Below are 18,479 nucleotides of genomic sequence, written 5' to 3'. Positions count from 1 at the left end.
ACTTAAATCCGGCGAACGCCGCCGGCGGACTAATTGCCCTTATCGCTTTCGATCTTTGAATCAGGAACCTGCAATAGTACGTCGTGACGATTGTAAACCTTGATCTGGATCAGATCGGAGGTCGCCGTGCAGCATCCACCGGACGCATCTTCCATATTAAATAGCCGACGGTTGATCTCGTCCCGCCGGGGCAAGGCGATGTCGCCGTAAACATAGGTCGCGGCCGAACCGAGCATAATCAAAGCTACGAGAACGATAATTTTTTTAATATAATTCACCATATGTTCGCTAGCTAAAACCAAATTTTGATCGACTGGGGCAGTCTACTCCTCGCCTTTAGGTGTTTTAGGCGAATCGGGCACGATCAGGTCTATCGAATCACCTTCGGACTTGGTCTCGACCTTGATCTTGCCGGAGCCCCACTTCCAGCTTTGTACTGTCTGCGAAAAGATCTTGCCGGTGATGCTGCGAGTCTCAGGAGGTGGGCCTGCATTAGCGTAAACCAATGTCGCCGCTGAACCGATACCGGCTATAACGGTGAGTATCACGAGCGTTTTCCCCATCTTGGTAGCCGACTTACCTGAACGAACAAGCCACATTCCGCCAAAAACAAGAGCCAGACTCAAAAAAGCACCGCTGACTATCGTCTGCGTCCGTGTGACTCCGCTTGTTGTTTCCAAAACGGCGGTGTCATCGGAACCGTCGTCGAGCCTTTCTAGTTCGGCCCGCAGTTGTCTTAGCTGAGACTTGGGAATTACGAGCTTCGCCTCTTTAGCGTCGGAGCTGAGCCGTATGCTCAACGTTGAATCGATGCTTGCCTTCTGCTTTGGCGTCTTCGAAGGTTGAGGCCGCGCAATGTCCCCAAAGGCGATGGTTGACGCGACAAGTGTAAGTAACATTAGACAAAGTGTTCGTTTCATAATTGTTGACTCCCGTAGATGACAAAATTTTGGTGATTATAACAGCAAAATAGTTCGGATGGTTGGAGCTCTAAAGCAAATTGTTGCTCGGCAGACAAAATTTGTTGATTATGGATAGTAACGACGAGTAACCAACTTCTGACAATGACTGATTTTTGAGTTACAATTTTCGGAAAAGAGGATATCTATGCGAACACAATTAAAGAAATTCATTGAGGCGATGGAACCCAATTCGATCGCTATCATACCGGCGGCACACGAGGTCACCCGAAGCTACGACTCTGAATTTAAGTTTCGGCAGGACTCTGATTTTTGGTACCTTACCGGATTTCCGGAACCTGACGCAATTGCTGTCATCGACCCGGCATCGAAAAAGCCACTAACCCTATACGTTCGCCCCCGCGACCCGCTGATGGAAACCTGGTACGGCCGTCGCCAGGGCGTGGAAGGTGCGGTCAAAAACCACGGAGCCGATCGGGCGTTTACGGTTGAGCGATTTGGCGTTGATTTGGCAAAGTTGCTCGATGGCAAGGACAAGCTTTACTATCGCTTTTCTGTTGATAGAACATTAGACGCACGCTTACTTGAATATTTGTCAGGTCAACGTGTTCGTCGCCTTAAGACAGCTTATCCACCGCATACGATCATCGACCCTACGATCATCACCGGCGAAATGCGTCTGCATAAATCCGACGATGAGGTCGAAATGATGCAGACCGCGGCGACCATCTCGGCGGAGGCTCACATTCTCGCGATGCAAAAGGTTAGGCCCGGTATGAACGAATCGCAGGTCGAATCGCTTATCGAGGCATATATGCGGGATAAGGGCGCGAGCGGGGTCGCGTACAACTCGATAATCGGCGGCGGCGATAATGCGACGATCCTCCATTATGTGGAGAACAATATGCCGCTAAAGGACGGCGATCTTATCCTCATCGACGCCGGTGCCGAATACAAGGGCTATGCGGCCGACATCACTCGCACATTTCCGGTCAACGGCAAATTTACGAAAGCACAACGTGAGGTTTACGATGTCGTGCTCGACGTCCAACTCCAGTGCATCGAATACACAAAAACGGGTAACACGGTCAAGGCTCGACAGGAATTCTCGATCGAACTCCTGACCGAAGGAATGAAAAAGCTCGGCCTGCTTAAGGGCAAGACCAAAGACCTGATCAAAAAGCAAGAGTATATGAAGTACTATATGCACGGAGTCGGTCACTATCTCGGGCTCGATGTGCACGACGCCGGACGTTATTTCTGCGACCAGACGGCCAAAAACTCGCGTCCTTTTGCACCGGGAATGGTACTGACCGTTGAACCGGGATTGTACATTCCGCCCGATGACAAATCGGCCCCGGCAAAATACCGTGGTATTGGTATTCGGATCGAAGACGACATACTCGTCACCGAAGAAGGTAACCGCAATCTGACTGCTAAGGTCACTAAGGACGCCGACGAGATCGAAGCGATAATGCAAAACGGTAAAAAATAGCTACTCGACACAACGTCCATCAAGTTAGATTGATATTGTTTCTCGCTGAAATCCCGGGCTGAAAAGTCCGGGATATTTTTTTTGTCACATTAATGCTCAAATTTTCGCATTAACAGATGAAAGCCCAAATTTAACTTGGAATAGCGAGGAAAGAAATATGATCACTGTAAGAATATTGGTTATCGGCACGTCCGAACTGAAGGGATCCAAAGCAGCAACGATAGATATAAAACAAGGCTCTCGCACAAATAGGATGGTTGTGACTTCAACCGTCGATCTGCATCTGGCCATCGGCGATTCGATTGCCTGTGTGTTTGGCTCTGCGGTAGCGATGATCAATCCGGGTAGTCCATCGGGAGCATACATTCTGACGACCACTCCGCCGCCTGAAAACAACGGCAAATATCTGACCGTTCTGAAGATAGACGCAGAGACGGTTCGGCATATTCATCGTGGATCGATCATCGTTTCCGACGATATTTCAACCATACTTACGGCAACTACTGCCGTAACTAGATGACCGGTCGTGTGGACGCTGTCGGCCTATTTGCATTAGGATTGAGGAGTCTCAACGACCTTGCGCTGACCGTCAGCGTTCACAAATTATATGCATCTGGATGGAATACTAAAGAATCTACCCGCTCTTTTCTCAGCGCTGTTTGTGGCGATATTGTTTATCCAATCGGGCCTCGATAAGGTGCTCGACTGGAAAGGAAATCTCGAGTGGTTGACCGGGCATTTTTCAAAGACGTTTGTCAGCGGAGTGGTTCCGCTTATGTTGGCCAAGATCACGATTCTCGAGTTGTTGACCGGACTCACTGCCGCTGTGGGTATCGTCTATTTCTTTGTCGCAGGCTCGACCATCGTTATTTTCTACTCTTCGATCCTCGGCGCCGCAACGATCACGGGCCTCTTCCTCGGCCAACGCGTCGCCAAGGACTACGCAGGTGCTGCCGTCCTCGTTCCGTACTTCCTTCTGGACCTGATAATGATGTTCCTCACGTCAGTGTGAAGATAGTTATCTCTGCAACCGTTCGATCGTAAATTTTGCAATGTATTTCTTTGGTCCAGACGGTTCGTTCGAGGCAAGATTCCGACTAAGCGATTCGAGCGTCACGGCCCAGCCGCCGATCTGATCGCCTTTAGGTCCCGTTCCGGTGTTGAATTCAAACGTCTTTTTCTCCCCATTCGGCACAGATATCTCGACCTGAACTTTAGCGTTTCCCGCCCAGATGCACTGTGCACCTTCGGGGCAGCGTGAGTCTTCGGTAACGGATATAAACTTGACCTTGAGCTTGCTCTTTTTAGCGGCCGCCTGCTTACCCGAATTCACGGTGATCGTTTCCGGTGTGTGGGAATAGGCGGTGAGTGCCATTGAGGCAGTTAATATAAATGCAAAGACCAGTAATTTCATCTTAACCTCCGATGCGGACAGCGAATACCGAAGCCCGCACAATTAGAACGATCGAACGGTCCAGTGGTTGCATATAAATTCTCCCTTTAGACCGCCACTGCTGCTTCAGTATTTATGCGTTCGACGATCGCATTGGCAAATTCAGCGGTCCGTGCAGTACCGCCGAGATCTCGGGTCTTGAGGCCGTCCTTGAAGGTCGCGAGCAACGCGTTTTCAAATTTTTTCGCAGCTTCATTCTCGCCTATATGCCTCAGCATCTGGATCGCCGATAGCATCAACGCCGTCGGATTGGCAATTCCCTGTCCGGCGATATCGGGGGCCGATCCGTGAACTGCTTCGAACACCGCTCCAAGCTCGCCGATATTCGCTCCGGGTGCTAAACCAAGTCCGCCGATCAGTCCGGCGCATAGGTCCGAGACGATGTCACCGTACAGGTTCTCGAGCACTAGAACATCGAACTGCTCGGGCCGCATTACGAGCTGCATACAGCAATTATCAACGATCTTGTCGTCGGCCTCGATCTCGGGAAACAACTTTGCCTGGTTGTAAAAGCACTCTAGGAATAGGCCGTCCGAGAGCTTCATAATATTCGCCTTATGAACCGCCGTTACCTTTTTACGGCCATTGTCGCGTGCATACTCGAAGGCGTATTTCGCAATGCGTGTCGACGCTTTTTCGGTAATGATCTTGATCGACTCGACAACGCCCGGCACGACGACGTGTTCGAGGCCGGCATACAGGTCCTCGGTATTTTCACGAACGATCACAAGATCGAGCCCGGGATATCGACACTCGACATTCGGCAAAGCCTTGACGGGCCGAACGTTCGCATATAGGTCGAGAGCCTTTCGGAGACCGACGTTGACCGACGTGAAGCCTTTTCCGATCGGTGTCATTATCGGCCCTTTGAGAGCGACCTTTGTCGACCGCATCGATTCGATTGCCGCCGCAGGCAGTGTCTCGCCGTACTTTTCCAACGCCTGCGAACCAAGGATCTGGGTTTCCCAAATGATCTCGACGCCGGTCGCCTCGATCACGCGAACGGTCGCAGCGGTGATCTCGGGGCCGATACCGTCGCCAGGGATCAATGTGATTGTGTGTTTCATAATCTTAATGTCCTATTTTACGCAAATAGCACCTGAGGACAAATCAACCGTTTCTGCTCTCGAACGTCATCATCTATAATTTAGTCCTTGGCTGAGGTTCGAGTTCGAATGAATTCAGAAATATTGATTATCGGCGGTGGCGTTATCGGGCTTAGCATTGCCCGCGAACTTAACCGTCGCGGCGTCCGCGGCATTACGGTCGTCGAACAAGGGCGTTGCGGCGAACAATCATCGTGGGCCGCAGCCGGAATGCTCGGTGCCCAGGCCGAGACGGACGAACCCGGCGATATGCTGGCTTTCCTGGCAGAATCGCGTTCCAAATACCCCGAACTTGCCGCTTCGTTGTTTGGCGATACGGCCATCGATATAGAATTGGACCAAAAAGGAACGCTCTACCTTGCGTTTGACGATGATGACGTCAGACAGATATCGGCACGTGTCCAATGGCAGCAGAAAGCCGGTCTTAACGTTCAAACAATGACGGCCGCCGAGGTACGCCGAACCGAACCGTTCGTCTCGCCGGAGGTTATCGGCGGTGCTCTCTTTCCTAATGATTGGCAGGTCGAAAATCGCAAACTAATAAAGGCTCTGCGCCATTATGCCGATCTTAATGACGTTAAGATCGTCGAAGAAAGAAGCGTGATCGATCTTATTAGCCAAAACGGCGGCGTTCGCGGAGCACGGACCGACGAGGGTGAGATAATTGCGGGCAAAACGATACTTGCAACCGGAGCGTGGACCTCGCTCATCAAACTCGGGGCTTTCCCCGTGCCAATTGCGGTCAAGCCCATCCGCGGTCAGATGATCGCGTTTCGTACAGCCAAGCGGCTTTTTGAACGAGTTATTTATAGCACAGGCGGTTATATGGTGCCGCGGGCTGACGGCCGCGTCCTGGTCGGAGCAACATCCGAAGACGTTGGGTTTAACCGCGATATTACCGCGGAAGCAACAGCCGGATTGGTTGAGGTGGCCACGACGATCTCTCCTGCTCTTGCGGGACTCTCGATCGTCGATCAGTGGACGGGTCTCCGGCCTGCCGGACCTGACGCAATGCCGATCCTTGGAGAGATCGACGGTATTGGCGGTCTTTATATCGCTACCGCACATTATCGTAATGGCATCCTGCTCGCACCGCGGACTGCCGAAATAATGGCGGATCTGATTCTAGAGGGCCGGCGTTCACCGTATTTGGAGGCGTTCGGGCCGGATCGGTTTCGCAACAGATAGACAACGGTTATTGTAAATGCGCATTTTTTTAATTTTTACCTTATTTGTTTTCGTGATGGTCGCCGATGCCCAGTCCGGCCGGTCGACGGGGACACCGGAAATCGTAACAACCGCTAGCGTCAAACAGCTTTTCGACGAAACTAATAGTTACACACGGTCAAAGTTTATCGAATACGCCGACAAAAAACTGCCGTACAGCGAACGCCTTCAGGAACAGACCCGCAAAGAGCAAAAACAGCTCGCTGCAAAAAATGCAGCGATCGCCGCCGCACGGCAAGAACCGTCAGGCGAAGATCTATACTTCACCGGCCTGCTCTACTGGGTAGCCGACAATCTTGATGGCACCGCGACGTGGCTCGAGCGTTATGTTGTGTCAACCGACCCCTCGGCTGAAAAGCTCCAGACCGCCCGCTCACTGATCTCGGTGGTCGCGGCCAAACAAGGCAGATTCGAACAGGCTGAAAAGGCACTGAGCGACTATCTGGCGGGGCCAAGCGTTAAGAGCGGCGAGCGGCTCAGAATGGAAAATGAACTCGCAAAGGCATACCAATCAGCCGCCCAGTTCCAGAAAATGGCACCGCACGCCGAAGCGGCGTACAACACTGCCGGATCGATGCTCAAGGAGGCGGCGACACGCTCGCGCGGCCTTGACGAAATACTTGATAGTGGAATGCTCGTTTTCGAGGCATATGCCGGTTCGAGCGATATTCCAAAGGCAGACGCCGCACTCGACGAACTACGCCGCAGGGCCAAGGAACTCGAATCACCAAGCTTTTACTACTACGCTGTCGATAGAAAGATCACTTATATGATATCAACCGGACGAAAGAGCTCCGCTCTCGAGTTGTACCTCGAGGCCCTGATCAGTTCGGCTAAGGACTTTACTGCCAAAACCGCTCAAGCCGATGTTTTTGCCCGACTGAAACGCCGCGAAAAACAGTACAAGATGCTCGGGGAACCGGTGCCGGAGTTGCTTAATGTCGACCAATGGCTGCCCGGCAAGCCTCGGACTATGGCGGACCTTAAGGGCAAGGTCGTGCTGCTGGACTTTTGGGCAACGTGGTGCGGACCTTGTATCGAGGCATTTCCGTCACTCCGCGAATGGCAGCAAGATTTTGCCAAAGACGGCTTTGAGATTCTCGGCGTGACCCGGTATTACGGAATGCAGATCGGTGCCAAAGACCCGCCGGCGGAGATCGCCATTCTCAAAGCCTTTCGAACAAAGTATGATCTGACATACGATTTTGTGGTCGCGGGCGACCAATCCGTCCAACTCCAATTTGGTGCAATGGCTCTGCCGACCGCAGTACTGGTCGACCGAAAAGGCATAATCCGCTATATTGAAACCGGCACCAACTCCTCCCGGCTTGAGGAAATACGTGCAATGATCTTCAAGCTTATGGCGGAAAAGTAACCGAATGCCCAAAAAAGGGACGCACACCCAAACCGGTAAAGCTAAAACCCAAGGCCTCTATGACCGCATCGCTGACGTTCATAATCTGGCGTTGAGGCTCAACGGTTACCGCAATTCGGTTGCCAAGTATCTGCGTTCGCTAGATCTCAAGATCGATTCAGACTCGCTCGTATTGGATGCCGGATGTGGCACGGGCATCGTCTCGCTGGCGTTTCAGGACGCGGCGTTCGATCCGAAAAGGGCGATCGCACTTGACCTATCATTCAAATCGCTCAAGGTAGCCCGCGAGCAGTTTCTAAAACGCCGAAAGCACGCCAAGATCACGGATATCGTGCAGGGAAACATTCTTAGCCTGCCGTTTGTGGACCAGTCGTTCGACCTCATCCTGATGTGCGGCGTACTCGAATACACGCCGCTCGATGCCGGACTCCGCGAGGCGGCACGCGTTCTCAAAAAAGGTGCCCCGCTCGTACTACTGCCGGTGAAGCCATCGATCGTCGGGTCCGTACTCGAACTGCTATACAAGTTTAAGATCCATCCTTTGGACAACGTAAGGGTCGCCGCGACACGCTATTTCAACATTGTCGGCAATCACGAATTCCCTATCACCGAACCGATAGCCTGGAGTAAGACGATTTTTCTACTGGAGAAAAAGTGAGTAACACGCCGCTCATAATCGGCCACCGAGGTGCAAGCTCATTCGCACCGGAAAACACGCTCGCCGCATTTCAGCTGGCGATCGATGCCGGTGCCGACGGGCTCGAGTTCGACGTGCAGTTGTCAAAAGACGGCGTTCCGGTCGTGATCCACGACGCAACGCTCGAACGCACTGGCGGACGGCGCGACCGTGTCGCGGATCTGACCGCTGCCGAACTCGGCTCGGCGGATGTCGGTTCGTGGTTTAACGACAAACATCCAAAGCTTGCCGATAGCGCGTTTGCCGACCAATCGGTGCCGACACTGGCTCAGGTGCTTGAGCTATGCCGCGATTTTGCCGGCCTTATCTATATCGAACTCAAGGTTAACGTAGCAGACTATCGTTCGCTGGCCATTGCCGTCTCCGACGTGATCCGCGATTCGCCGCGGCTCGGGCAGATGATCGTTAAGAGTTTCAGGCTCGGGGCAATTCCCGTTGTCCGCCATCGCTTGCCAGAGGCTCAGACCGCCGCATTGTTCGAGCCGACGATAATGACGGTACTCCGCCGTCGCAAATATATGATCGCTCTTGCCCACGAATTCGGGGCACAGCAAATATCGCTGCATCATACCCTTGCGTCAAAGAAACTCACTTACCTCGCCCGAGAGGCTCAAATGCCGGTGACCATTTGGACCGCCGATGCCCCCAAATGGATCGCCCGTTGCCAAACCCGAGGGATCAGGGCCTTGATCACAAACGACCCCAAACGACTGCTCGACGCCAGACAAATCGGCAGTTGAGCCCTGTTGCCCAAACTCGCGGCTGTCGTGTCGAAGATCGTGCCATTTTGATCAAGTCCAATGACGTAGGCCGTTGTGCTCGTTACATTTACGTGTTACGCCTACGAGCGTCATTGTGTCAGCGGCGGAGCAGGTATATTCGGTTTCAGCGATACCCGATCCGTGTGATTCTTGCCTCAGAGCGGCTTTGCGATTAAACTCTGCGTAGCAGCAAATCTTATACGACTATTTGCTTTGGCAATAGCTCGCACAATTTTAGGACAAATGAAAGTTTACAACGACATTCTGGAACTGATCGGCGATACGCCGCTCGTACGTATCAACAATATTACCAAGCAACTCAAGATCAAGGCACCGATTTACGCCAAGATGGAGAGCCTCAATCCCGGATACTCGGTCAAGGACCGCATCGGCATCTCGATGATCGACTGGGCCGAACGCGAGGGCGTGCTGAAAAAGGGCGGGACCATCATTGAGGCGACATCAGGCAACACCGGCATCGGCCTGGCTCTGGTTGCGGCGGTTCGCGGTTACAAGTGCATTTTTGTACTTACGGAAAAAGCCTCGACCGAAAAGGTGCGTTATCTGAAAGGCCTCGGGGCTGACATCGTCGTCTGCCCGGCGGCGGCCAAGCCCGGCACTCCCGACCATTACGTCGCGACGGCAAAGCGGATCTCGGAGGAAACACCTAATTCATTTTATCCGGATCAGTACAATCATCCGGAAAATCCGGCGGCGCACTACCGCACGACGGGCCCCGAGATCTGGAATGATACCGACGGCAAGATCACGCACTTTGTCGCCTCGATCGGCACCGGCGGCACCATCAGCGGTACCGGACGCTACCTTAAGGAGATGAACCCCGACATCAAGGTGATCGGAGCCGATCCATACGGCTCGATCTTTAAGACCTACAAGGAATCGGGATTCATCCCCGAGGCGACACCGTATCTGGTCGAGGGCATCGGTCAAAATCTGCCGGTCGGCAACGCCGACCTCAATACGATCGACGAGATCATCAATATAACGGACCGCGAGTCCTTTGACCTCGCTCGCCAACTCGGCCGCCGTGAGGGCATTTTTTGCGGAGGTTCGGCGGGAACGATCTTTGCCGCCGCCCTTAAGGTCGCCAAGGATCTTGACGAATCGGCGTGCATCGTTTTCATCGTCTGCGACACGGGCGAACATTATCTGAGTAAGTTTCACTCGGATGAATGGATGAAGGAGAAACTGCTACTCGAACCGCAGCGTATAACTGCCAGCCTGATCGCTGACACCAAAAGTGCGGGTTCGCCGCGTGAACTGATCTCGGTCGGCCCCGACGAAAAGGTCGCGGCCGCATTGGCACTGATGAGTGAGAACAGCGTGACCCAGCTGCCAGTTATCGACGGTCACGAATCGGTCGGCAGCCTTCGCGAAAGCCATATTTTGACCAACTTGCTCAAGGATCGTAATCTGCTCGATGCCAAGGTCAGCGACATTATGGACAAGAGTTTTCCGGTCGTTGACGTTGACGAAAGCTTTGACTCGATCAAGAATAAACTGACCAAGTCTCCGGCAGTCGTGATCGAGGATTTCAAGCGTATTACGGGTATTATTACGCGTTCGGACGTTTTGGATCTGCCGCATTGATCGGCACTTGTAAGCAGTGAGCGATAATATGTCGAATAAATGGAAATTGCCTGAACCGGTATTTCGCAGTTCCACCGGCGAACTGGTCCGCCCCGACGATGTCGATCCGATCGACCTTTTCGACCCGGAACCCGACACCCTAGAGCCCTCGACCCCGGGCGATGATGACGATATCGCTCTCGAACTGCCCGACGACCCTCTGGCAAAGCTATACGCACCGCCCGAGGGAAAATCACCGTCAGAAGCCGCGGTTGCAACGGCCCCGGCACACGTTCCGGCGGTCGCGATCGAGCCTCAACCGTTTATTTCCGAGGAGTTTACGGCCGAACGCGTCCTCGTGGAAAGGCCGACGACCAAGCCCGCCAAGGCCTCGCGCCCGATTTTCGCCGCACTTGTCGTTTTCGTGTTGGCGGCGGTCGCGATCGGATTTGTAGCCTTTGTTTACTTTCTGTTTTTCAATGGCCGTTCGGACACGGGCGGATTCTGATCTACAATGGCGGCGATCTGCCGCCGCAAACCGCAAATTATTTGATACGATATCGTCGTAAACTAGTATGCAGCACGCGATACTAAAATTCGACGGCAGTGAAACGGAGCTCGACGGCGATGTGACGACGATCGGTCGAACTTCGGACAACGCCGTGGCCTTTCCGTCGGATTCGAATGTGTCGCGCTATCACGCCGAGATCGAAAAACGCGGCGGTGACTATTACCTTATCGATCTGCAGAGCAGTAACGGTACTACCGTCAACGGTGTCTGCGTAAATGGCGAGGCCCGACTTGTCCCGGGCGACGCGATCCTCTTCGGCGGGTCTAGCGAGGCCGAATTTGCACTTGCGGGCACATCAGACGACTCTAGCGACGCCGGGTCTTCAGGCCGATCGGCGGTCGATAGGGGCGGTTCACAAGTGTCGGATTCGGCCGGAATGTCGCGGGCAAACAGCGAGATGTCGACGATCGGTTCGCAGGCGTCGACCGAAGCGGAATATGCCGCTTACGATGTGATCCGACAAGGTGTCCGCAACGCTACTAGTACCAATACCCAGGCGGCGGCAGCGACGTCTTCGTCTTCCTCAAACCCTACCATCCTGATCGCCGGTGCCGTGGTCGGCTTAGCGGTGGTGTGTGCGGTCGCGGCGGGTGCGTTTTATATGACACGCGGATCGTCAGCCTGTGACGCCACCGCCCGTATCGTCAAACCCGAACCCGGCGACACGATCAATGCTGCGGTCGAGATCGAGGTCAAGGCCGAAAATACGGCTTGTGTCGATCGGGCAATATTCCTGATCGACGGCCAAGAGGTCGCCACGGCAAATGGCCCAAGCTTCAGTGCGACACTCGACCCTAAGGAACATCCGGAACTCGCTGACGGGGTCGACCACGTTCTTGAGATCGTTTTGATCGACGAAAACGGACAGAAGATGCCGCAAGGCTCTGCGGTCGCTCTTGCGTTTGAGACTCGGGCGATCGCCAAACCTGCGCAGACGCCGATCGTGGCTCAGACGAATACGCAACCCGGCAAACCATCCGGTCGCGGACTACCTTCGCTCGTGCAGGTGAGCGATTTGACGCAACGCTTAGTCAAGCAGTTTTCGGGCAGTTTCAGCTACAACGTTACGAACAAACAATTTTTGCAGGAAGTGCAAAAGCGCTCCGGCGAGTATGCCATCGAGGGCTATTCACAGCGTGCCGCAGTCTATCGCGATACCATTAACACCGCATTTGTCCGCGAGCAGAATATCGATCCGCCGTTCGGCTTTATCCTTGCGATGGCACGGAGTAAGTTCGTGGTCGATAAACAGGGTTCTGACGAAGGCCTCTGGCGGATGACGACGGCATTTGTCACCGAAAATAAATATAATGGTATGTGCGGGACAGAGACGCTGTCGGACGCGTCGCAAGCGTGTGCGGCACGCTCCGCCGCATTATATGCCAAGGCGATAATATTCGGTGTTTTTGACGGCGACGTCATCTATAGTGCTGCGGCCTTTGGCAAATCGCCCCAGGACGCCGGGGCGTGGAAGGCGACCTTGCCGCAAAATCGTACCGATGTATGGAATTCGATCCGAACGCCGGCCGAACGCGAACAGTTGATACGCTTTTTTGCCGCCGGGATCGTGGCGGAAAATCCGCAGGCATTCGGACTGACAAAGGACCGCCCGTTGTCGGACCTTTACCGCGTAGCAATGTAAGATGAAGCAGTTTACGCTGACATATCCGACACCCGAAGGTTCGCAAACGATCTCGATCGATGGTGAGCGAATGTCCTTTGGACGCGGGAACGAATCCGACCATCGATTTGCCGACGACGGACTTTCGCGGCTGCACGCGGTAATTTACCGCGACGGCGAACGCATTTGGATCGTCGATGAAAATTCGACCAACGGCACGTTTGTCAACGGTGAACGTGCTGCCGCGACCGGTACGCCGCTTCGCGATGGTGACCGCATCAAGATCGGCGACCACACGCTTCTAACCGTCAATGTCTTGGAGCCGAAAACTGCACGGGCGGAGCCTCGGCCAAGCAACGTGGTTTCGTCCGCCGAACCGGCTGGAAAATTCAGTATGGTGCCCGTCATCGTGATCGCAGCCGCGATAATGGTGATCAGCATTTCCGTCGTTCTGATCGCTTTTGCCGTGATGAGCCCGGGTCCGGAGATCGCGTCGAACCGAGATGTCGATACATTTCCAGATGAGGGTCCGCGACCGTCACCGACCGCAAAACCGAACGGTTCGCCGTCGAGTTCGCCGGTGGTGTCTGACAATTCAAATACCGGAGCAAACGACCTACCGGTCGGCAATAGCAACATTACGCCGGTAAACGTGCCGAGCGGCAAGAAATATGCGGAGATGTCCGACGCCGAACGCCGCCAGTACCTTGAGGCCAAAGCGATGCGTATCGCACAGGTGATCGGGAATAGCGGCAGCGAGGCTATACCGGCAGCCGCGATCGATAAAATAAAGGGATTTACGGACGCCTATGCCTCAAGGGCAAAGGTGAAACCGCTTGGCGGCTGCCGCTTCGGCGATAATCTCCAGGCCACATTTGAACGCGCCAGTAAGAATGCTCCATTCGTCGTACGGGCGTTTAATGAGAAAGGCATCGATCCGCGAATAGGGCTCTATTTGGCAATGATCGAATCGGAGCACTGCATCTGTCTGCAGAGCCCGACAGGGCCGCTCGGGATGTTTCAGTTTACGAAGGCAACGGCGGAGATCCACGGCCTAAAGGTATTTTCGGGGGCTTCGCCGTCAAACCCGGACGAACGCTGTCAGCCCGAACCTGCGGCACGGGCCGCCGCATCCTATATGAAAGCCCTGACCGGACGATACGGCACCGGTCCGGCAAGCGTGCCGCTGGCGATCGGCAGCTATAATAGCGGCGAGGGTGGGCTTAGCTCTAATCTGCAGAAGGCGTTGGATTCGAATTCGGGTTTGCCGCGTGATTTTTGGACACTGATCGCGAACGGCGACAAACTCTCGAAACAATTTCAGGCAGAGAACTTTAAGTACGTGCCGAAGTTTTTTGCTGCCGCCATAATTGGCGAAAACCCGCAGGATTTTGGGCTGAACCTCCAACCGGTTTCGACGTATACCAAATAGAACGGCGACCGGGACGATGATCGAACTTTTCCTAAAATTTAAGGACGCAAACGGAGCGGAGCAACGCGTCGCTGTCGATAAGGCACGATTTGCGATCGGGCGACACTCGACCAACGACCTCGCGATCACTGACGGACGGCTGTCGCGCGACCATTTGTTGATCGACCGTTTTGGCGACGTTTTTGTCGTCACCGAACGCGGTTCCAGCAATGGCTCAACGATCAATGACACGCCGCTGACCGAACCGACGGCTCTAAGCGAAAACTGCCGCCTCGAACTTGGCGGCTTTGAGATCGATGTCGAATTTGTCTCGGACGATCCGTCCGGTCTGCCGCCCTCGGTTCCGCCGGAGAGCACCAAACCGGCACCGGCCATACCTCAACCGAGCTCGGCGGCTACCGCTCCTGGCGGCATTCCGCCAAGCCTTTTTTACATTGCCCCGATAATCGCAATTCTGATTCTCATTGGCGTCGGGGCTTTCGTTTTGATGACGCGTGGAAACGGCAGACAGGACAATCGAGATATCGTATATTCCGACGACCCGATCGACCCGCCCGCGAGGTCGAAAACTCCGGCGGGCTCGGACACTCCGGAACGAAACTCCAATGACGTCATCACCGTCAGCCCCACGCCAACAGGTAACACCAATCAATCGTTACCTCCGCCAACCGGCGATCAGACCGAAACCACTAAGGTCGAGGAAAGTGCCAAGAGCTTTTTACGCTCGATCGCCCAAAACGACAAACGCGGATTCATCACGGGTGCCAATGCCCAGATAGTGGGCGCCAAAATCAATTCAATCAAGTCAGGTTCATCCTTGGCCGACAACCTCGCCTCGGCACGAAAGAACTCAAGCCAGATAAAGGCTCTCGCTCAATCAAAGAACCTAAAGCCGCAATTTCTGGCGGCGGCGGCGATCACGAAACTCGGTTCACAACGCGGCGACGTGCTACAAACCGCGCAGTCAATGGCCGACACATTGGACAAATTGAGCATACAGGTCGGCAACGAACTCGGCGACGATTGCCTCTTAATGATCGCAGCGTATGATCAAGGTGCGTCCGGCGACTTTATGCGAATGCGTAATATGCTACAAAAACTGGCGACGGACTCGCCGCAACTAGTGCGCGAGATACGCACCATCTGGTATCTGAAGAGGAATGGCCAGATCACCGATAGCCAATACGACCTTGCACTTCGATTTCTGGCCGTTGGCACGATAATGCAAAACCCGAAGGCGTTTGGCGTCAATACTGAGGCACCGGGACTTTAAGCTAATATGGAAATGGAAACCGAAGAATGGGTCACAGGCAACGTCGTTTTGAGGATAAACGGTCAACCGGTCGAGATGCAATTGACCGTGCCCGCCGCACCGGTCAAGCCTCAGCGTATGCTGCCAATTTTTCAACAGATGTCGAGTGCCGTGGTGGGTCTAAGCATTGATTCATTGGAAGACGACAATATTGAGATATCGTGTAAGGCCGGATGCGGTGCCTGTTGCCGACAGGCTGTTCCGATCTCGGAGGTCGAGGCTTATCAGATCGCGGACCTCGTTGCTTCGATGCCGGAACCACGCCGGTCGGTCGTCCGGAAGCGATTTGCTGATGCTCTTGCTCACTTTGTCGCGATCCGATGGTTTGACAAACTCACCGACCTAATGGATTTGGCGTCAGAACACCTGCCCGGATTTTTGCCACAGAAGTACGTCGAGACGGTTACAAGCTATATGAAAGAGGATATCCCGTGCCCGTTTCTAGAGGATGAGTCGTGCTCGATCCATCCGGATCGCCCGCTTGTGTGCCGTGAATATCTTGTCACTTCGCCGGCCGAATACTGTGCAAGTCCATCCGGTGAAAAGATCAAAAAGGTCCCAATAATCTTAAAGCCATCAAAAGCAATGCTAAACGTCGGGCGCACCAGGAATACAGACGGGCTGTCATCGCTGATGATGATCGAGGCACTCGACTTTGTCGAACGCCATCCGGACATCTTTGAGGAAAAGACCGGCGAGCGATGGGCGGCCGATTTTTTTGGTCAACTGACCAAAACCGAAATACCGTCGGCGGAAGCGTAATTGGGCACAGCCCGTCCGACTGCAAACCGAAGTGCTGTATCGGCTTATTAGCTGTTCGCGCTATTTACTAATTGGCAAACTCGGTTTACTATTTACCTCTACCTTGGCTTATGAGCAAATACCGCAAGATCGTCTGGAATGAAGGAATGCTGCTCACGCCGCATCATTTTCAGCAGTGGGACAACTACCACGAAGACCTGCTTCAGTCACGGATCGGGTCGGTCGCTCCATATTCGTATGGAATACTCGACCTCAAGATCAACAATGAAGCGATCGCCAACGCTAACTTTCAGATCACCCGTTGTCGTGCCGTAATGCCTGACGGATTGGTCGTAAACGTCCCCGATGTCGAATCGGTGCCCGATCTGCGTCCCGTGGGGGACCATTTTCACGCTGAGGCTGAAAAATTGGGTGTGCACCTTGCGATCCCCGCGATGAAGGCCGGCGAAGCTAATTTTCAGTCCAATGGGGCGAAAGCAAGCGCGACGCTCAGGTACTTGCAGGAAGGTGCTCTGGTCAAGGACGAAACCAGCGGCACGAACGAACAGCCGCTCGCATATACAAAGAATAATCTCCGCATAATCTTTGACGACGAACTCCGGGACGGCTTTACCTCGATCAAGATCGCTGAACTTGAACGAACTCCGACCGGCCAGGTAAGGATCTCAGACGAATATATCCCGCCAACGCTAAATGCATCCAGCTCCGTCTGGCTGGGCGATATGATGCGTCAATTCGTTGAGATATTGATCACCAAAAGTGGGAGCCTCGGCGAACAGCGTCGGCAGCGTCAGGCTGGCTTGGCTGATTTTACGACTTCTGATACCGGGGTATTCTGGTTGTTGCATACCATTAACTCATCGATTCCGGCAATGTCGCATTTTTTCTATTCATCCCTTGTGCATCCGGAAAGACTGTATCTCGAGATGGCTGGACTAGTCGGCAAGTTGATGACTTTCTCGACGGATTTCCACCCGCGTGACATCGTCAAGTACGATCACGATGACCTCTATTTCACGTTCTTTAACCTAGCGGGACAGCTTCGAGATCTGCTCGAAACTGTGATCCCAAGCCGATGTGTTGCCATCCCGCTCGAGAAAACACGCGAAACCCTGTATGTCGGCAGGGTGGAAGACGAACGATTGCTCAAGGACGCGGCTTTTTATCTGGCCGTAAGGTCCCAGATACCCGAGTCAAAGGTCATAGATGGTGTTCCGCGCGTGGTCAAGATCGCATCACGCGACGTGATCGATTCGGTCATTGGTTCGGCATTGCCCGGCGTCGTTTTGACATACACTAATCCGCCGCCGGCACCGATCCCGGCCCGCGTCGGCTTTAAGTATTTTCAACTCGATTCGATCGGCCCCTACTGGGACGGGATCAAGGGCTCAAAGGTTGTGTCGGTCTATGTTCCCGACGAGATCACCGATGTTAAACTCGAAATGTACGCAGTAAAACCCTGACTGTAATATGTCCGAAACTGTCAGTAAAAATGATCTAATAACATTTGCCGGGCCGATCTTTGACTTGATCCTCCGTCTCAAGGCAAGTATTGTCGCGCCGTCGAATGACCTTCGGCCCAAGGTCGTTGGATTGCTGGACGATTTTGAAAAGCGTGCCGAGCGATACAAATTCAATCACAAAATCGTCTCGGTATCGAAATTTGCACTTGCTTCATTTGTTGATGAAACGATATTGACCAACAATTTCCCCCTACGCTCGGAATGGGAGCGAAACCCACTCCAACTCGAGTATTTTGGTGAGCAGTTGGCCGGCAACAAATTCTTTGACAAGCTTGAGTCGATGCTTAGACAGATCGACGTCACGCAAGATGCTGTCGAGATCTATTATTACTGTATGCTGCTCGGTTTTAAGGGCAGGTATGGTGTGTATGAGCAGGAAAAACTGCTCGCCATAATGCAATCGACCGCCAACGCCCTGGTCAAGGCCGGCAAGATCAAACCGGTCGACTTGTCGCCGAACTGGCTCGCCAATGATCAGCCGGAAGTGCCGAAAGACCGTGGACTACCGACTTGGGCAAAGATCGGAGCCTTTGGCGGGCTCGGCGCCGCTTTGATCGCTTATTTAATAATGTTTCTGATGTCCTCGATGTACATTCAGGAAGCAGTAGACAAGTTACAGCGTTAGTTTTACGAG

General features: G+C 53.6%; 18 protein-coding genes and 2 pseudogenes. 16 read left to right on the top strand and 4 right to left on the bottom strand.

The annotated features are described in order from the left end of the window. Positions 1 to 29 precede the first annotated feature (29 nt). Both IPQ00_16825 and IPQ00_16820 read right to left on the bottom strand, forming a co-directional pair. The gene (locus IPQ00_16825) at positions 30 to 236 is read right to left on the bottom strand and encodes a hypothetical protein (GenBank protein MBL0242229.1); all 207 of its coding nucleotides are present in this window, start codon (positions 234 to 236) and stop codon (positions 30 to 32) included. An 87-nt stretch (positions 237 to 323) separates the two neighbouring features. Further along, positions 324 to 920, bottom strand: coding sequence for a hypothetical protein (locus tag IPQ00_16820; protein ID MBL0242228.1), 597 nt, complete (start codon positions 918 to 920; stop codon positions 324 to 326). Between the two features lie 187 nt (positions 921 to 1,107). Here IPQ00_16820 and IPQ00_16815 point away from each other — a divergent pair, with 187 nt between their 5' ends. The 3 genes from IPQ00_16815 to IPQ00_16805 all read left to right on the top strand — a co-directional run bounded on the left by IPQ00_16815 (position 1,108) and on the right by IPQ00_16805 (position 3,427). Then, a complete protein-coding gene (locus tag IPQ00_16815; protein MBL0242227.1) occupies positions 1,108 to 2,415 on the top strand; it encodes an aminopeptidase P N-terminal domain-containing protein in 1,308 nt (435 codons plus the stop codon). A gap of 157 nt (positions 2,416 to 2,572) precedes the next feature. Next, positions 2,573 to 2,935 (top strand): hypothetical protein, encoded by a 363-nt coding sequence (locus IPQ00_16810; GenBank protein MBL0242226.1) that lies wholly within the window; start codon positions 2,573 to 2,575, stop codon positions 2,933 to 2,935. An 87-nt stretch (positions 2,936 to 3,022) separates the two neighbouring features. Continuing rightward, complete coding sequence (locus tag IPQ00_16805; GenBank protein ID MBL0242225.1) at positions 3,023 to 3,427, top strand: DoxX family protein; 405 nt, start codon at positions 3,023 to 3,025, stop codon at positions 3,425 to 3,427. 6 nt (positions 3,428 to 3,433) lie between these two features. On the opposite strand, the gene IPQ00_16800 is transcribed toward IPQ00_16805, so the two are convergent. After that, the gene (locus IPQ00_16800; GenBank protein MBL0242224.1) at positions 3,434 to 3,829 is read right to left on the bottom strand and encodes a hypothetical protein; all 396 of its coding nucleotides are present in this window, start codon (positions 3,827 to 3,829) and stop codon (positions 3,434 to 3,436) included. A gap of 86 nt (positions 3,830 to 3,915) precedes the next feature. Next, positions 3,916 to 4,935, bottom strand: coding sequence for an isocitrate/isopropylmalate dehydrogenase family protein (locus tag IPQ00_16795; GenBank protein MBL0242223.1), 1,020 nt, complete (start codon positions 4,933 to 4,935; stop codon positions 3,916 to 3,918). A gap of 108 nt (positions 4,936 to 5,043) precedes the next feature. Here IPQ00_16795 and thiO point away from each other — a divergent pair, with 108 nt between their 5' ends. From thiO to IPQ00_16730, 13 genes and pseudogenes are all read left to right on the top strand, one after another. Beyond that, positions 5,044 to 6,162 (top strand): glycine oxidase ThiO, encoded by a 1,119-nt coding sequence (gene thiO, locus IPQ00_16790; protein ID MBL0242222.1) that lies wholly within the window; start codon positions 5,044 to 5,046, stop codon positions 6,160 to 6,162. A gap of 16 nt (positions 6,163 to 6,178) precedes the next feature. Next, positions 6,179 to 7,576, top strand: a complete 1,398-nt coding sequence (locus IPQ00_16785) for a TlpA family protein disulfide reductase (protein MBL0242221.1) — start codon at positions 6,179 to 6,181, stop codon at positions 7,574 to 7,576. 4 nt (positions 7,577 to 7,580) lie between these two features. Beyond that, positions 7,581 to 8,234: a class I SAM-dependent methyltransferase gene (locus tag IPQ00_16780; protein ID MBL0242220.1), complete on the top strand. Its 654-nt coding sequence runs from the start codon at positions 7,581 to 7,583 to the stop codon at positions 8,232 to 8,234. Continuing rightward, a complete protein-coding gene (locus IPQ00_16775; GenBank protein ID MBL0242219.1) occupies positions 8,231 to 9,013 on the top strand; it encodes a hypothetical protein in 783 nt (260 codons plus the stop codon). Before IPQ00_16780 ends, IPQ00_16775 begins: the two co-directional genes overlap by 4 nt. A gap of 264 nt (positions 9,014 to 9,277) precedes the next feature. Beyond that, the gene (locus tag IPQ00_16770) at positions 9,278 to 10,645 is read left to right on the top strand and encodes a pyridoxal-phosphate dependent enzyme (protein MBL0242218.1); all 1,368 of its coding nucleotides are present in this window, start codon (positions 9,278 to 9,280) and stop codon (positions 10,643 to 10,645) included. A 28-nt stretch (positions 10,646 to 10,673) separates the two neighbouring features. After that, positions 10,674 to 11,132 carry a hypothetical protein gene (locus IPQ00_16765; protein ID MBL0242217.1) on the top strand — a complete coding sequence of 153 codons (459 nt, stop codon included), beginning with the start codon at positions 10,674 to 10,676 and terminating at the stop codon, positions 11,130 to 11,132. Between the two features lie 67 nt (positions 11,133 to 11,199). Beyond that, positions 11,200 to 11,445: pseudogene (locus tag IPQ00_16760) on the top strand (FHA domain-containing protein). Between the two features lie 383 nt (positions 11,446 to 11,828). After that, a pseudogene (locus IPQ00_16755) lies at positions 11,829 to 11,993 on the top strand (hypothetical protein). Positions 11,994 to 12,838: 845 nt separating this feature from the next. Beyond that, the gene (locus IPQ00_16750; GenBank protein ID MBL0242216.1) at positions 12,839 to 14,248 is read left to right on the top strand and encodes an FHA domain-containing protein; all 1,410 of its coding nucleotides are present in this window, start codon (positions 12,839 to 12,841) and stop codon (positions 14,246 to 14,248) included. Between the two features lie 16 nt (positions 14,249 to 14,264). Continuing rightward, positions 14,265 to 15,521 carry an FHA domain-containing protein gene (locus IPQ00_16745; protein MBL0242215.1) on the top strand — a complete coding sequence of 419 codons (1,257 nt, stop codon included), beginning with the start codon at positions 14,265 to 14,267 and terminating at the stop codon, positions 15,519 to 15,521. 6 nt (positions 15,522 to 15,527) lie between these two features. After that, a complete protein-coding gene (locus IPQ00_16740; GenBank protein MBL0242214.1) occupies positions 15,528 to 16,322 on the top strand; it encodes a YkgJ family cysteine cluster protein in 795 nt (264 codons plus the stop codon). Between the two features lie 110 nt (positions 16,323 to 16,432). After that, positions 16,433 to 17,785, top strand: a complete 1,353-nt coding sequence (gene tssK, locus IPQ00_16735; GenBank protein ID MBL0242213.1) for a type VI secretion system baseplate subunit TssK — start codon at positions 16,433 to 16,435, stop codon at positions 17,783 to 17,785. Between the two features lie 7 nt (positions 17,786 to 17,792). After that, positions 17,793 to 18,470, top strand: a complete 678-nt coding sequence (locus IPQ00_16730) for a DotU family type IV/VI secretion system protein (protein ID MBL0242212.1) — start codon at positions 17,793 to 17,795, stop codon at positions 18,468 to 18,470. Positions 18,471 to 18,479: the final 9 nt, after the last annotated feature.

The organism is Chloracidobacterium sp. (assembly GCA_016720705.1).
Classification (GTDB): Bacteria; Acidobacteriota; Blastocatellia; order Pyrinomonadales; family Pyrinomonadaceae; genus OLB17.
The sequence above is the reverse complement of the archived record's forward strand: the minus strand, read 5'-3'. Positions and strand labels throughout refer to the sequence as shown.

Bases quoted from the DNA above. Each gene is read 5' to 3' on its own strand.
- IPQ00_16825 (MBL0242229.1), bottom strand. From the start codon at position 236: ATGCTCGGTTCGGCCGCGACCTATGTTTACGGCGACATCGCCTTGCCC.
- IPQ00_16820 (MBL0242228.1), bottom strand. From the start codon at position 920: ATGAAACGAACACTTTGTCTAATGTTACTTACACTTGTCGCGTCAACC.
- IPQ00_16815 (MBL0242227.1), top strand. From the start codon at position 1,108: ATGCGAACACAATTAAAGAAATTCATTGAGGCGATGGAACCCAATTCG.
- IPQ00_16810 (MBL0242226.1), top strand. From the start codon at position 2,573: ATGATCACTGTAAGAATATTGGTTATCGGCACGTCCGAACTGAAGGGA.
- IPQ00_16805 (MBL0242225.1), top strand. From the start codon at position 3,023: ATGCATCTGGATGGAATACTAAAGAATCTACCCGCTCTTTTCTCAGCG.
- IPQ00_16800 (MBL0242224.1), bottom strand. From the start codon at position 3,829: ATGAAATTACTGGTCTTTGCATTTATATTAACTGCCTCAATGGCACTC.
- IPQ00_16795 (MBL0242223.1), bottom strand. From the start codon at position 4,935: ATGAAACACACAATCACATTGATCCCTGGCGACGGTATCGGCCCCGAG.
- thiO (MBL0242222.1), top strand. From the start codon at position 5,044: ATGAATTCAGAAATATTGATTATCGGCGGTGGCGTTATCGGGCTTAGC.
- IPQ00_16785 (MBL0242221.1), top strand. From the start codon at position 6,179: ATGCGCATTTTTTTAATTTTTACCTTATTTGTTTTCGTGATGGTCGCC.
- IPQ00_16780 (MBL0242220.1), top strand. From the start codon at position 7,581: ATGCCCAAAAAAGGGACGCACACCCAAACCGGTAAAGCTAAAACCCAA.
- IPQ00_16770 (MBL0242218.1), top strand. From the start codon at position 9,278: ATGAAAGTTTACAACGACATTCTGGAACTGATCGGCGATACGCCGCTC.
- IPQ00_16765 (MBL0242217.1), top strand. From the start codon at position 10,674: ATGTCGAATAAATGGAAATTGCCTGAACCGGTATTTCGCAGTTCCACC.
- IPQ00_16750 (MBL0242216.1), top strand. From the start codon at position 12,839: ATGAAGCAGTTTACGCTGACATATCCGACACCCGAAGGTTCGCAAACG.
- IPQ00_16745 (MBL0242215.1), top strand. From the start codon at position 14,265: ATGATCGAACTTTTCCTAAAATTTAAGGACGCAAACGGAGCGGAGCAA.
- IPQ00_16740 (MBL0242214.1), top strand. From the start codon at position 15,528: ATGGAAATGGAAACCGAAGAATGGGTCACAGGCAACGTCGTTTTGAGG.
- tssK (MBL0242213.1), top strand. From the start codon at position 16,433: ATGAGCAAATACCGCAAGATCGTCTGGAATGAAGGAATGCTGCTCACG.
- IPQ00_16730 (MBL0242212.1), top strand. From the start codon at position 17,793: ATGTCCGAAACTGTCAGTAAAAATGATCTAATAACATTTGCCGGGCCG.